We start from the raw sequence: 13,360 nt of genomic DNA, 5'->3' as shown, positions 1-13,360 counted from the left end.
TTAAAACTCATTCTAGCCGTTGCGCTCTCCTTTATCTTTTTAACCATTTATAGCTATTATTTCCAGCAACCCACCCCAACCCAAAAGCCCACCCCAACACACCAAACCCCAAGTAATAGCGCACCCACCACGCCCACAGCCAGTAGCTCCACCCCCCAAGCCCCTAGTCATAACGCCAATATCCAAGCCCCCAATGCCACAAGCCCCATCATTGCACGGGTGCAATCCGCAGAGATGGAGATTGAGATTGACAACTTAGGGCGTATCGCCCAAGTCTATTTAAAAAATAAAAAATTCATTGCCTCCAAACAAGAGGATTTGATCGATCACCTCAAACGCCTCTTTGGCTTTAATCCAAAACCCCTAGAACCTCTAAGCAAACTCCCCTTACTAGGCATAGATGCTTTAAAACCCCTAGAACTCAGATTTGTAGATACAACGCTCAATCAAGAAGCCTTCAAACAAAGTTACCACGCCTCCACCAGCACCCTTGAGATCAACAAGAGTGCTAAAACCCTCACGCTCACCCAAGAGCTCCCCCAATTAGAGCTCAAAAAAATCCTCACCTTTTACCCCAATTTGACCTATGATCTTAAAATTGAGATCACGCCAAAAAGGGGGTTGCTCAATAGTGCCTATGTTCTCTCCAATGGCTCGCGCCCTGTGGCGGATGCAGACGGGTATGCCTTCCATGGCGTGCTCTTAGGCACTCAAGATGACAAATTAGAAAAGCTTGAGGATGGCAAAGTCAAGCAAACCCAATCCTTCCACAATGTCGCCTTTATTGCCAGCGTGGATCGTTACTACACTTCGCTTTTCTTTGCTAAAAATCTCAATGCCTTAGTGGATAGCCAAGCAGGCAGTAAAAACCCTCTCCCCTTTGTCTCTTTCAATGGCAACACGCAATTACATGGCTATATTGGCCCCAAAGATCACCGCCTCTTAAAACAAATTGCTCCCGAACTGGGCGATGTGGTGGAATATGGGATCATCACCTTTTTTGCCCGTCCCGTGTTTTTACTCTTGGACTATCTGTATAGCTACACCCACAACTGGGGTTGGGCGATCATTTTATTAACTTTAATTGTGCGTGTCATCCTCTACCCCTTGAGCTATAAGGGCATGGTGAGCATGCAAAAGATCAAAGATTTAACGCCCAAGATGAAAGAGATTCAAGAAAAATACAAGGGCGATCCCCAAAAAATGCAAATGCACTTGATGCAACTTTATAAAAAACATGGGGCTAACCCCTTGGGAGGGTGTTTGCCCTTGCTCTTGCAAATCCCCGTCTTCTTTGCGATTTACCGCGTGCTTTACAACGCTGTGGAACTCAAGAGTGCGGGCTGGATTTTGTGGATTCACGATCTCTCGGTGATGGACCCTTATTTGATTTTGCCCTTGTTGATGGGTTTGTCTATGTATGCCCACCAAGTCATCACGCCTAGCACTATCACCGACCCCACGCAAGCTAAGATTTTTAAACTCTTGCCGGTCTTTTTCACCCTCTTTCTCATCACCTTCCCTGCCGGGCTGGTGCTCTATTGGACAATCAACAATGTCTTTTCTATTTTCCAACAATGGGCGATCAACCAAATTCTAGAGAAACGCAAAGCCCAGCAAATCGAAGAACATAAGCCCACAACCTACAACAAAGGTTAATATGAAAACAATCCATGCAAAAACCCTAGAAGAAGCGATCATCAAAGCCTCTTCAGAGCTGGGCTGTTCGGTGTTAGACTTGCAATATGAGATCATCCAAGCCCCCGCGCATGGTTTCTTGGGCTTTGGCAGAAAAGAAGCCATCATTGAGGTTTGTATCAAAGAAAAACCCAAGCCTCCACCCCCACCCCTACCTGTGTGCACTCCCAAAGCCACCCCCCTAGACGATAAAAATGACAAGGTAGCCGAGATCAAAGAGGAATTATGCACTCTTTTGAGCTATTTGCCCTACCAAATCGATCAAATCAAAGTGGAATTATGCGATTCCAACACGCTTTATATTGAGCTTAACGGACCTGATTCGGCGTTGGTAATTGGGGAAAAGGGGTATCGATTCAATGCCTTATCTTATCTGCTCTTTAATTGGATTCACCAAAAATACGGCTACAATGTCCGCCTAGAAGTGGCGCATTTCTTAAAAGATCAAGAGGAGATGATGGAGTCCTATTTGCAAGGCATTATCATGCAAATCCACGAAGTGGGCAAGGCACAGACCAAGCCCCTAGATGGCATGCTGATCCACATCGCCCTCAAACGCCTGCGCGAAACTTTCCCCAACAAACACATCACATGCCAAACCAATAGCAGTAATGAGCGTTTTGTTGTGATTAATGACTTCAAATAGCACTATTGCCGCCATTGCAACCACGCCCGGACAAGGTGCGATTGCCATTGTTAAAATGAGCGGTGCTTTGAGTTTGCCTATTTTACGCGCGCTCACGCATAGAGAGCATTTCACCCCCAGACTTGCCACGCTGGTGAGCATCCATGATTTACAGGGCGATCTGTTAGATACCTGCCTAGCCCTTTACTTCAAAGCCCCGCATAGCTACACGGGTGAGGAGGTCGTGGAAATCCAATGCCATGGGGGGATCGTGGTAACACGGCTTATTTTGCAAGCTTGTTTGGCTCAAGGTGCGTATTTGGCGCAAGCGGGCGAATTTAGCAAAAGGGCGTTTTTAAATGGGCGCTTGGATTTTTCCCAAGTGGAGGCACTAGCAAGACTCATTGAGGCTAAGAGCGAAAAAAGTGTTAAAATGATGGCCAAGCAACTCAAAGGTGCATTAAGAGACTTCGTACAAAGCACGCGCACCGCTCTTTTAGAGTTGCTGGCTAGTAGCGAGGTGTTGATCGATTATGCCGAGGAGGACTTACCCCTTAATTTGAGCGGCACCATGCAGGCAAAATTACAAGCCACCTTAGATCAATTACAAAGCACTTTAGAGATTTCCAAATCCCAAAGCACACGCTTGGAGGGCTATAAACTCTGCATTGTGGGTAAGCCCAATGTGGGCAAAAGTTCCTTTTTAAATGCTTTGCTCTTAGAGGAACGCGCTTTGGTGAGCCCAATAGCGGGCACCACAAGAGATACCATTGAGGAAATCATTAGCCTTTATGGGAGTTGTTTAAGAATCATTGACACGGCAGGCATCCGGCATGCCAGCGATGCAATCGAGTCTCTAGGGATTGCCAAGAGTTTAAAAAGCATGCAAGAGAGTGATATTATTTTAGCCCTTTTTGATCTCTCTGCTCCCCTAGATAGCCAAGATCAGCATATTTTAGAGCTTTTGGGGGCACAACAAGACAAAATAATAGGTGTGATTTTAAACAAAGATGATTGCCCCCAAGAGTTGGACACACAAGCCCTTTTAAATGCCCTACCCCCCAGCCTACCCCCACTCAAACTCAACACCAAGCAACCCTGCTTGCCCTTACTAAAAGACTTGCTAAAACCCCTCTTTGAAGAGGATAATCCCAATGAAAGCGTGATTCTAGCTAGTCTGACCCAGCAACAAGCCCTAGAGCAGACCACCATGCATTTAACAAGTGCCACCCACACGCTAGCAAGCCTAGAACTAGAGTTATTTTCCTACCACCTTAAAGATGCCCTAGAGAGTTTGGGGCAGATCACACAACCCTACCAAGTGGAGGAGTTGCTTAACACCCTCTTTTCTAGCTTTTGTCTGGGCAAGTGATCAAAATATCCAGCCATAATTAAAAAACACATTGAAATGGCTAGGACCCTCTTTGATGAGTAATGAGCCTTCTAAAAGACTGGTACTGATTCGGGCTTTAAGATTAATGGGGATTAAGGGAATAGCAACCCCTATGCTGTATTTGGAATGTTTGTAGCGGTAATTAAAGCCTGTGGCTACATCTAAGTTCCCGCTATTGGCAAAGGCGATGGTGTTGAGCGCATAGCCCTTCCACAACGCCCTAAGCCCGCCAAAAATCCCAAAGGAGCTCTTGAGCACCTTGAGTTTGCGGGTGTTTTTCTTATTCTTATAATGTTGGTGGGTGTAGGTGGTGGTGAAATCAAAGAGCATATCCACGCCCACGCCCAAAGCAACTTGGTTAATTCTTTTGATAAAGCCCGTCTTTTTGGAGAAATTGTAATTAAAAATGCCATAGTAGGAGAGCCCAAACCAGTTGGTCCAGTATTGTTGGTAACCGCCTTTGAGATTAAAGCCAACAATGGCAGCCTTGTTAGAGATGTTGGTAGAGGTCATGTTTTCTAAGGTTTTCATAAAGTTAGAGAGATAGGTCGGTGCGCTCATTTGGGCAATCTTGTCATAATTGATGGGGAGTTGACCAGCCTGCCCTAATTGCGACCACACTTTAGAGCCCACCCCAATCATGCCCGCTGCTGTGTAATCATTTGGTGCCATTTGATACCAAGCCCCATTGGGGATATTGCACTGCGCAGGGGGCGTGGCGGTGCAAGGACTCACTACATTTTGACTGAGATCAAATTTTTTTTGCCCCCCATTGTAATTAAAAGTCCCATTGGGGTAGGTCATGTTCCCATCATGGCTATAACCCATGACATGCCCGTATTCGTGCAAGATGGTGTCCATTGCCTCCGTAGTATTTTGGAAGGGACCAAAATTATAATCTGAGTTTTTAAAATTTAAAAGATAGGGCTTCACGCCAAAGACAGATGGACCCCCTAGCCCCACGACAGCCCCCGAATTAGGGCCAATAATACCAATGGCCACATTTGCTCCGCTAGTGTATTGGTCATAGACTTGTTTGTTGGTGAGTTTATACTGCTTTTGCCAGTCTTGCAAAGTCCCGTTAAAGTTTCTAGGGATGGCCACCGATTCGGCAAGGCCCCCATTATTCCCCGGCCCATTAGCGAAGTTAAATTGCGTGTTTAAAACCGCATTTTTAAACTCTTTTGAGCTGAACAGATAGCTTAAATTCAAAAAAGCACTGGTATAGCCCTTGGCATCTTCAACCGTGTTGAGACCCCAAGAACCACTAGCATCATTCCCATTCACATTTTGGAATCGGCCTTGGATATTGACCGTGATTTGCTCAAGTGCTTGGAGCATCCGGGTTGTCTCAGCATCTGAAGTTGCTGAGGAGGCGATGCTAAATTCTGATTGCGCATTCCCGCCATTTTGGGCGATCTTGGGGGCATAGCGCAGTTTGATCGCACTTTGGGTAAATTGGGGCAGGTTTTCAATGGTGGCGACTTGGACTTTTTGCCCATTGGGCAACTTCATTAAGACCGCAACATTTTTTAGGTTGTAGGCGGTCATGTTTTTGATTTGCAGGGCATTGTTGGCAACACCCACACTAATGGGCTTGAGCGTGCTAAAACGCACGGGTTGGAACTTGCTTTTGCCATCTATCCATTGCACATTTTCCGCCGTAAAAACCGGTGTGGCATTGCGCATGAATAATGCTGAGCAGATCACCCCCACCCCACTACAAGGGGACCTTTCTTCTAGATATTCGTGCGTTTCAATCAAGCCCGTCATCAAGCCACCCTCCACAAAGTAGCCATCTTTGGGGTGGGCAAAAATCTCTTCGCCCAAAAGACTCAGCAGACCCAAAAAACCTAAAGACCAATTTTTATGTGTATTCATGGGAAGACCTCCGGAAATCCATAAGCATTCGGCTTACTGGGGGAATTTTCAGATACAAGGTGGGGAGAAGAAACCTTTTGAATCTGGGCTAAAAGAGTAGCACCCATCGACATGGTTTCATTTAAAAAGCTTAGATGGCGGGTGAGCTCTAAGAGTAGTTCGAGCTGGAGACTTTGGGCTCTTTGGTGGTAGTGGGCATAGGCGCGCGCTTGATCGCGCTCATTTTGGGCACTTTGTAATTGTTGGGCTAGCTGGGTGTTAAGCTGGCTTAATTGGGTGCTTAGGCGCGTGCTGGGGAGTTCTTGATGCAGTTGTTCTAGGCGTTTTGAAAGTGGAGCAAGTTTGGCTTGTGAGTCTTGCTCTTGGGTAATCTGATCGTGTTCGAAATTTGCCTGCCTAGCTTGAGAGAGAGTCTGAAACTGCTTAAAATCACCTGCTAGCAAAGCCTTTTGCATGCGTTTGAGATGGGCATGGTGATTCTCTTGTTTTTCTATTTGTTGGAGCTTTTGGCAGATGAGCGCGCTTAAATGTGGTGCACTCAAAACCACGTGGGTATTTTCTAAAAGTTTTTGGGTTTTGCGGGCTTGATAGTGGTTGGAATCTGCAATGGTGGCGTTGCTAAAATCTAACCATGGGCATTCTTGTTGCCAGCGTGCCATTTGGGCATGTTCTAATTGGGCGTAACGTTGGCTTAGGGCTTGTAGCTGGTTTTGGTGGGCTTGCATGCGCTCTAGGTCGCCCTGCAAAGCAACGAGCATGGGTTCTAATTGGGGGAGTGTGCTAGCTTGCATGAATTCTTGAGTCTCTCTTAGGGACTGTTGGGCTTGTTTGAGGGTATCCACTTGGTTTTTGGCCAGTTCTAGTAAATGGGTGATGTGGTTTAACTGCTCTTGCATTTTAGCAATCATCGTGCCCTCATTAGCATTAGAAACCGCCAGCTTGGCATTAGCCGCCGTGTCTAGGGTGATCATAGCCGCCCCTTGCACCAATAAGGGCAATAGTAAGAGTAAAAATTTCATGCAAATTGATTCAAAATTGTGCCCAAATTAATCCCGTTTAAAATACTCTTGTCGTATTTGCCCTTGATTTTGAGCGCACCATTGATCAAAACTTCGCTACTAATGCCATGGATGATGGAGATTTTGGCTTCTAAGAAGGCGTTGAGTTGGTCGCAAAATTTGATCAAGCTCCCACACACGCTATTTAAATGGTCGTGATTGTGGTGTTCCCAAAATTCCGCATCACTGGATACAAAGATAATTTGTTGTGTTTGGGGGTCTTTGTAGCGGTTAGTAAATTCTTGTTGGGTAAAATAGCGTAAATCCGCCTCAAGGCTGGGGACATGTTGGTAGATTTCCTCCATTGCTTGGGCTTCTAGTTCTTTAAGGTAAGTATCTAAGCCTGCTACGCCATGCTTGATAGGGGAGATGATATCCCGGGTTAAAATCTCGGGCAAATCATGGAAAAGCCCGCCTAAAAAGTGATTGACTCGCATATTCTCACAAGCCTTTAGATCAAAACTGAGTAAAAAGGCGCAAAGGGCTACACAAAGGGTATGCCCCAGCACACTGGTAGCGGGCACGCGCGGGGTTTGAGTCCAGCGCTTTTGGAAGCGCAACTGCCCCAAGGTGGAGGCCAGCCATTCTAAATTAGAATCGGCAAATAAAGAGGCATGTTGCTTGAAGGTGTAATCTAGGGAATCCTTGATTTTTTGTAAGCCATGGGCTCTGGGATTGGCGCGGTTAAAATAATAGATCATGTCAAATTCCCACACCGAAACATAATCGTGTGCGGCCCTGAGCAACTGGTATTCGCGATCTTGAGGTGGGTGGCAAAGATAGTGGTGCATGCTAGAAAAGAGATCATAGCCCTGCACTTCTTCTTGCAACTCTTGTTGGACATAGTCGGCTAAAGCTTGGCGGTGATCTTTTAAAAGTTTGTGGTAAATGGGGGATTTAATGTCGGTGAGCACCACACGGCTTAAAAACTCAAAGCAAAAATAGGTGATAAGGCGATCGTAGTTGATGGGTTCTTTGGAATGCTTGGCAAGCAAAACCACCACCATGGCTTTATGGGCTTGCTTGTCAAGCTCGCTAAATTCAATCGGGCAGGCCTGATCGTTCCAACGGCAAATGGAAGCGGCCACAAACAAACGCCTCAATAACTTGGCGTTGAGGTGGGGTTTGTGGCTGTTATCCATCGCTTTAAAGGTATTTGGGCACAGACTGGCTAAGAAGGGTTTCTAATTTCTCATCAGCGGTTGGCTCACCGATGGCACTAAACTTCCACTCCCCATTGTGTTTGTAAAGCTTGCCTAAAATCATCGCCTCTTTGCCCGCAAAGGTGTTATCTTTGGCAACATTGTAGGTTGCAAAGATCGTATGTACACGATCGGGCGTGCCCTCATAGAGGCGGATACTGGCAAAGGGGATTTGATCAAAGTTAATGTGGGTGTAGGAGTTGAGCACAAAAACTAATTGTTCCACAGCGGGGTCTAGATTCTCTAGGGCGATGCTGATCACTTCATTATCCAGCCCATCATCTCCGCCCACATCGCCGGTGCGATCATCCCCACTATGCTGGATACCATTTGCCTTTTGCTTGCCAAAATACACGCAATCCACCAATTTTTGACCCGCAAAGAGGGCTACGCTCAAATCCAAATCCACCGCTTCAGTCTTGGTGTTGCCAAAAAAGCCTTTTTTGCTAATTGCCCCCCAGTTAGCCCCTACACAAAAAGATTTCAAAGAACTCCCATCTTCTTTTTTCAAAGAAACCTTTTGCCCTTTGACTAGACTAATCGCCATCAATCCTCCTAGACATTCACCCCAAATTGCTTACAAAAGCCAGCTAAACCTTCCTTAAAGCCCGTCCCCACAGCGGCAAACTTCCACTCTTCGCCATCTTTATAGACACGCCCAAAACTAATGGCTGTTTCTACTGAAAAATCTTCTTCTAGATCATAGCGCACAATTTCCTTACCATCGCTTTCATCGACTACACGCACAAAGGCATGCCTGACCATGCCAAAGTTTTGTTTGCGCGCATCGGCTTCATGGATAGTAACCACAACGTTAATTTCTTTCACATCGCTAGAGACTTTGGCCAAATCAATTTTAATGGATTCGTCATCGCCCTCACCCTCACCGGTGCGGTTATCGCCCGTATGCACAACAGAACCATCTTTGCTGGTCAAATTATTGTAAAACACAAAATTTTTATCATCATTGACCTTACCGCTAGCATCGGTCAAAAACACGGAGGCATCTAGGTCAAAATCCACCCCTGTATCGCTAGCATTCACATCCCAGCCCAAACCAACAAGAATTTTGGACAAACCGGGTTTTTCCTTACTCAGCGAAACACGCCCACCTTTAACTAGACTAACTGACATCGTTGTTCCTTATAATTTAAGATAGGCAACCATTGTAGCATAAAGTCTATTTTTTTGGCTTGCAATGCCCCCCAAAGGATAATGTATCTGTTACTAATCCACCACAATAGGCATGATCAAGGTGCGAAATCCCCCCTTTTCGATCATAAAGGGCTCGTTTTTCTCATTGAGCAAGAGATCAAAAGTGGGGGTGCTTAGAGCATTGAGCGCATCTAAAAGGTAGCGCGCATGGGCATGCAAGATAAACCCATCTAGAGGCGTGCTGGTTTCCATAGAGGTTTCTGCGAAATTGTGGGGGGTTGTGCTCAGGCTGGCATTCTCACTTTGCATGGATTTGAACTCTACACGTTCGGGGTAAAAGGCGATTTGGATACTGGGGCTGAGGGTATGGACAATTTGGACCCCATCTTTGAAGTCTTGGGTTTTGAGTTCGACCTTGTGGGTAAATTCTTGGGGGATAATCTGTTGGTAATTGGGGTATTTCCCGCCAATGAGGCGTGTATAGAGCAATAGGGACTCGTTTTTGAAAAAAAGCATGGTTGATTTGCTGGAGGAACCAGCTGGGTCGGGTTTTTCATAGAACATGTCAAAATCGCCCTTTGAAAATAACTTCACTACTTCTAAGAGAGCGCGTTTGGGGAGGATAAATTCCAAGGCAGGATTTTCTTTGGCGGGCATGTGGTCTGGGTCAATTTGCACCAAAGAGAGTCGGCGGGTATCTGTAGCCACTAATTCCAAGCGTTCTTCAAAGACCAAGAGTGCCCCGCCAAATTCGTATTTGGGTTCATTGACACTGATTACATTGCTTAATTTTTTGAGCTGATCGCTTAGCGCCGTGTCGCTAAAGTGCAAAGAGGGGAGGTTTTCAGGCATGGGGAAGGGTGGGAAGTGGGTGCGATCAAAGAGAGGGAGCTTGAATTTGGAGCGCTTAAAACTCAAATGCACAAAATCCTCGCCCTCTTTAGCGTGTAAAACCAATTCACCCGATCCTAGTTTAGACACGATGTCTAAAAAATGCTTAGCATTGAGCGTGGCACTGCCTCCTTCCTCAATGGCCGTTGTGAGTTGCCAACTCAAGCCCATTTCTAGATCATTGGCTTCTAGACGCAAAGTTTCCCCTTGCGCTTCAATGAGCACATGGGAGGTGATGTTGCTCATGTCTTTTTTGTCGGTAAAGGCAATCAAACTTTTGAGCGCATCCTCCAAAAGCGTTTTTTCAATGACAATCTTCACACAAATCCTTTAAAAATAAAATGGGTGATCACACACCAAAACCAATATTCTTGGCCTGATCAAAATTCCCCTGCTTTTCTTTTTTGATCTCAACTAAAAAATCCTCTAAGCTAAAAAGGGGATTTGGGTAAGTCGCCACTTTGCATGCCGTGTTTTTCACAATCAGGGCAATTTGTCCCCCCGTGAGGGAGTGGCGCGCTAGGGTGTGGGCCAGACTCTCTAGGGTTTGGGTGGGTGCGTAAGGGGCGTGGCGGGGGAGGTATTTTTGCCATAGTTGTACGCGTTGCTCAAAGGTGGGGGGCTTAAATTCGATCTTGTGGTTAAAACGGCGTGAAAAGGCCACATCGAGGGTTTCTAATAAATTCGTGGTAGCGATGAGCACCCCTTCAAACTTTTCAATCTGGTGCAAAAAGATATTTTGCATTTGGTTGTGCATTTTGTCTGCTCCACTACTGGCAGTCGTGCGCGTACTCAAAAACTGATCGGCTTCATCTAAAAACAAAATCGGCGCGCTCTTGCACTGCTTGGCAATCTTGTGGTAATCATCAAAGATTTTACGTACATTTTTTTCTGATTCGCCCACATACATGGACAAAATCTTAGAACAATCAAAGCCCAAAACCTCTTTTTTAAGACTCTTGGCTAGGGCGAGCGCACTCATTGTCTTGCCCGTGCCCGGTGGGCCATAAAAAATAATCTTAGCCTCCACATCTTTATGCGACTTGTCCTCTTTAATGCCCCATTCTCTAAGCCGTTTTTGCATTTGGGGGTCAATTTGCTTTAATAAAACCTCTAGGGTTTCTTTGGTCTTTTGGCTCAAAACCACCTCATCTAAATTTGCTTTAGGCTCTAGGGCTTCAAAGATGTCATTATCTTTCAAAATGTGTTTGAGGGTGGGTACGCCCTTTGTGTGGGGGCTGGGCGAAGTGATTGCACTGAGCACCGACTCGTGTAAGAAAAATTGGCGCACCAATCCTTGTTCAAAAGGATCGAGCAACTCCTCAAAATCCATGATCTTTTTCTTGATCAAGGGGCTAGTGGGTGCTAAGAGTATGGCATTTTGGGCGCGCGTGCTCCCATCGGCACCTAGCAAGGTAAGCAAAATTTGGTGGTGGTTTAAAGGTTCGTCCTCTTTGCCATAATCCCTAGCATATTCGTCTTTGAGCAAAGCAAAAAAGATGATCTCCTCTTTGGGGCTTAGATTGTGTTTTTGGAGAAATTTTTGGACTGAGAGGGGGGTTTTGGTGAGTTTGTTGCGCGCGCTAATTTTGTGTTCTAAAAGCTGGAGTTGTTCTTGGATTTTGAAGCGGGCGGGAGAATGGGGTTTATTGGTTTGCATAGCGAGCTTTTGGAGCAATTCTATTTTTAAAAACCAATCGTTGAAGTAATCCAAATGATCGTCATAGGGGGTGATGTCTAAAAGCCCTTGTGCGCTATGCCCCTCTTGAGCCAATTTAAAAAAAGAGGTGCTCAAAGCAATGGAGCTTTCTAGCAACTCTAACAACAACACTTCCGATCGTCTGGATCGCTTCTCTAACACAATCCATTCTAAATCCAAGAGATTTTTAATGTGTTGCAAATAGGGCAGGGCTTCAATTTGGCGTGCTGCAAAAAGCATGTCTAGCAAGCTTACCACCTCTATGTCCCCATGCCCCTTTAAGTATTCTTGCGCCATGTATTGCAAAATCAACGCCTCTTGGGTGTGGCATTTGAGCGCATAAAAAATGCGTGCTTGCTGGACATCTTTAACTTGGATAAAATCCACAAAATAAGGTAGCGTCATGAAAAAGAGCTATCCTCTTTGCCCCGAGCGTGTAAGACAATGGGCGTGCCCAAAAAGCCAAACTTCTCCCTTAGAGTGTTGGTCAAATAACGCTTGTAGCTAAAGTGCAAGGCTTTGGGGCGATTCATCACCAAAGCAATTTGGGGCGGACAAGAGGCAAATTGGGTGCTGTAGTAAATGCGCACGATTTTGCCATGATCGCTGGGTAGGGGGTGTTTTTGGGTGGCTTGTGTGATAATTTGGTTGAGTGCGCTAGTGGGGATACGCTTTGAAAAATGGGCATGCACTTGTAAAATCTGATCCTTGATCTTTTCGATGTGGCGTTGTTCTAATGCACTGGCTGTGAGTGTGGGCGCATAGTGCAAGAACTTAAACTTGCGTTTGAAATCTTGCATGATTACCTCAAAGCGGGCATGGCGGACATCCCACTTATTAAACACCACCACCACGCCCAAGCGGTAGGTATCCACCAAAGAGGCAATTTTTTCATCTAATTCTACAAAGGGCGCGCTCACATCTAATACCAACAAAGCGATCTGGGATTTCTCCAACACTTTACGGGTGCGATCTAGAGCGAATTTTTCTAGCCCTAAAATCTTGCTTCTTTGGCGCAAACCAGCAGTATCCACAAAGCAGATCGCTTGGTCATGATGGGTGATGATCTGATCGACTGGGTCTATTGTGGTGCCCGGAGTGCTCGAAACCAAAGCGCGTTCTTGCTTGACCAGTGCATTTAAAAGCGCGCTCTTGCCGACATTGACCCGCCCAATGATCCCCACTTGGATCGCACCTGCCCCATCTGCGGGTTCTTGTGTTGCCTCTTGGGGGGTTAATTTGAGCAGGGCAGTTAGCAGGGTGTCTAACCCGCGCTTGTGGCTAGCCGAGATAAAAAACATCTCTTGTGCGCCTAGACTAACAAACTCATAACCCAGCAACTCTATAGCTTGATTGTCTATTTTATTCACTACCAACCAACACGAACGTGCCCTTTGGCAGATTTCTAGGAATTGTCTTTTATCCTCTTCTTGGGGCAAGACCTTGCCATCAACCACATAGAGCACCAAATCACATGCTTTGAGGGCTTCTAGGTTCAAGGTCCTAATAGCACCTCCAAAGACATAGGAGTCATCAAACCCTCCAGTATCCCATAATTCAATGGTGCGCCCCCCCAACTCTATGATTTGTTTTTTAATATCCCGTGTTGTGCCCGCAATGGCTGAGGTGATCGCGCTCCGGTTTTTAACCAAGCAATTAAACAAAGAACTTTTACCCACATTGGGTCTGCCTAAAATGGCAACTTTAAGCATACAGACCCCGCATTGTATCTATCTGTTTAAGCATCAAGTTTTGCTA

At 45.9% G+C, this 13,360-nt stretch carries 11 protein-coding genes; 3 read left to right on the top strand and 8 right to left on the bottom strand.

Translation table 11 applies throughout. The features are described 5' to 3' along the window. The 3 genes from yidC to mnmE all read left to right on the top strand — a co-directional run. Positions 1 to 1,659: membrane protein insertase YidC (gene yidC / locus FNE76_RS05990; protein ID WP_143928422.1), on the top strand; the 1,659-nt coding region annotated here is incomplete at its 5' end. A 1-nt stretch (position 1,660) separates the two neighbouring features. Continuing rightward, entirely contained in the window at positions 1,661 to 2,344 is a 684-nt protein-coding gene (locus FNE76_RS05985; protein WP_120955863.1) for a Jag N-terminal domain-containing protein, read from the top strand. Next, positions 2,331 to 3,695 (top strand): tRNA uridine-5-carboxymethylaminomethyl(34) synthesis GTPase MnmE, encoded by a 1,365-nt coding sequence (mnmE, locus tag FNE76_RS05980; RefSeq protein WP_120955862.1) that lies wholly within the window; start codon positions 2,331 to 2,333, stop codon positions 3,693 to 3,695. Before FNE76_RS05985 ends, mnmE begins: the two co-directional genes overlap by 14 nt. On the opposite strand, the gene FNE76_RS05975 is transcribed toward mnmE, so the two are convergent. From FNE76_RS05975 to der, 8 genes are all read right to left on the bottom strand, one after another. After that, positions 3,696 to 5,597, bottom strand: a complete 1,902-nt coding sequence (locus FNE76_RS05975; RefSeq protein WP_120948646.1) for a porin family protein — start codon at positions 5,595 to 5,597, stop codon at positions 3,696 to 3,698. Continuing rightward, on the bottom strand, positions 5,594 to 6,616 hold the full coding sequence (locus tag FNE76_RS05970) for a hypothetical protein (RefSeq protein WP_235895363.1): 1,023 nt from the start codon (positions 6,614 to 6,616) through the stop codon (positions 5,594 to 5,596). The genes FNE76_RS05975 and FNE76_RS05970 overlap by 4 nt, the downstream gene beginning before the upstream one ends. Beyond that, positions 6,613 to 7,797, bottom strand: coding sequence for an HD domain-containing protein (locus tag FNE76_RS05965; protein WP_120948647.1), 1,185 nt, complete (start codon positions 7,795 to 7,797; stop codon positions 6,613 to 6,615). The genes FNE76_RS05970 and FNE76_RS05965 overlap by 4 nt, the downstream gene beginning before the upstream one ends. A 4-nt stretch (positions 7,798 to 7,801) precedes the next feature. Then, a complete protein-coding gene (locus FNE76_RS05960) occupies positions 7,802 to 8,404 on the bottom strand; it encodes a TerD family protein (RefSeq protein WP_120948648.1) in 603 nt (200 codons plus the stop codon). 8 nt (positions 8,405 to 8,412) lie between these two features. Further along, positions 8,413 to 8,991 (bottom strand): TerD family protein, encoded by a 579-nt coding sequence (locus FNE76_RS05955; RefSeq protein ID WP_120948649.1) that lies wholly within the window; start codon positions 8,989 to 8,991, stop codon positions 8,413 to 8,415. Positions 8,992 to 9,084: 93 nt separating this feature from the next. Further along, the gene (gene dnaN, locus FNE76_RS05950) at positions 9,085 to 10,224 is read right to left on the bottom strand and encodes a DNA polymerase III subunit beta (protein WP_185963013.1); all 1,140 of its coding nucleotides are present in this window, start codon (positions 10,222 to 10,224) and stop codon (positions 9,085 to 9,087) included. Positions 10,225 to 10,252: 28 nt separating this feature from the next. Beyond that, complete coding sequence (locus FNE76_RS05945) at positions 10,253 to 12,007, bottom strand: ATP-binding protein (RefSeq protein ID WP_120948651.1); 1,755 nt, start codon at positions 12,005 to 12,007, stop codon at positions 10,253 to 10,255. Then, positions 12,004 to 13,314: a ribosome biogenesis GTPase Der gene (der, locus tag FNE76_RS05940; protein ID WP_120948652.1), complete on the bottom strand. Its 1,311-nt coding sequence runs from the start codon at positions 13,312 to 13,314 to the stop codon at positions 12,004 to 12,006. Before der ends, FNE76_RS05945 begins: the two co-directional genes overlap by 4 nt. Positions 13,315 to 13,360 lie beyond the last annotated feature (46 nt).

This window comes from Helicobacter mehlei (genome assembly GCF_007280785.1).
Lineage (GTDB): Bacteria > Campylobacterota > Campylobacteria > Campylobacterales > Helicobacteraceae > Helicobacter > Helicobacter mehlei.
This window is presented reverse-complemented; position numbering and strand designations above follow the sequence as displayed.

Bases quoted from the DNA above. Each gene is read 5' to 3' on its own strand.
- FNE76_RS05985 (WP_120955863.1), top strand. From the start codon at position 1,661: ATGAAAACAATCCATGCAAAAACCCTAGAAGAAGCGATCATCAAAGCC.
- mnmE (WP_120955862.1), top strand. From the start codon at position 2,331: ATGACTTCAAATAGCACTATTGCCGCCATTGCAACCACGCCCGGACAA.
- FNE76_RS05975 (WP_120948646.1), bottom strand. From the start codon at position 5,597: ATGAATACACATAAAAATTGGTCTTTAGGTTTTTTGGGTCTGCTGAGT.
- FNE76_RS05970 (WP_235895363.1), bottom strand. From the start codon at position 6,616: ATGAAATTTTTACTCTTACTATTGCCCTTATTGGTGCAAGGGGCGGCT.
- FNE76_RS05965 (WP_120948647.1), bottom strand. From the start codon at position 7,797: ATGGATAACAGCCACAAACCCCACCTCAACGCCAAGTTATTGAGGCGT.
- FNE76_RS05960 (WP_120948648.1), bottom strand. From the start codon at position 8,404: ATGGCGATTAGTCTAGTCAAAGGGCAAAAGGTTTCTTTGAAAAAAGAA.
- FNE76_RS05955 (WP_120948649.1), bottom strand. From the start codon at position 8,991: ATGTCAGTTAGTCTAGTTAAAGGTGGGCGTGTTTCGCTGAGTAAGGAA.
- FNE76_RS05945 (WP_120948651.1), bottom strand. From the start codon at position 12,007: ATGACGCTACCTTATTTTGTGGATTTTATCCAAGTTAAAGATGTCCAG.
- der (WP_120948652.1), bottom strand. From the start codon at position 13,314: ATGCTTAAAGTTGCCATTTTAGGCAGACCCAATGTGGGTAAAAGTTCT.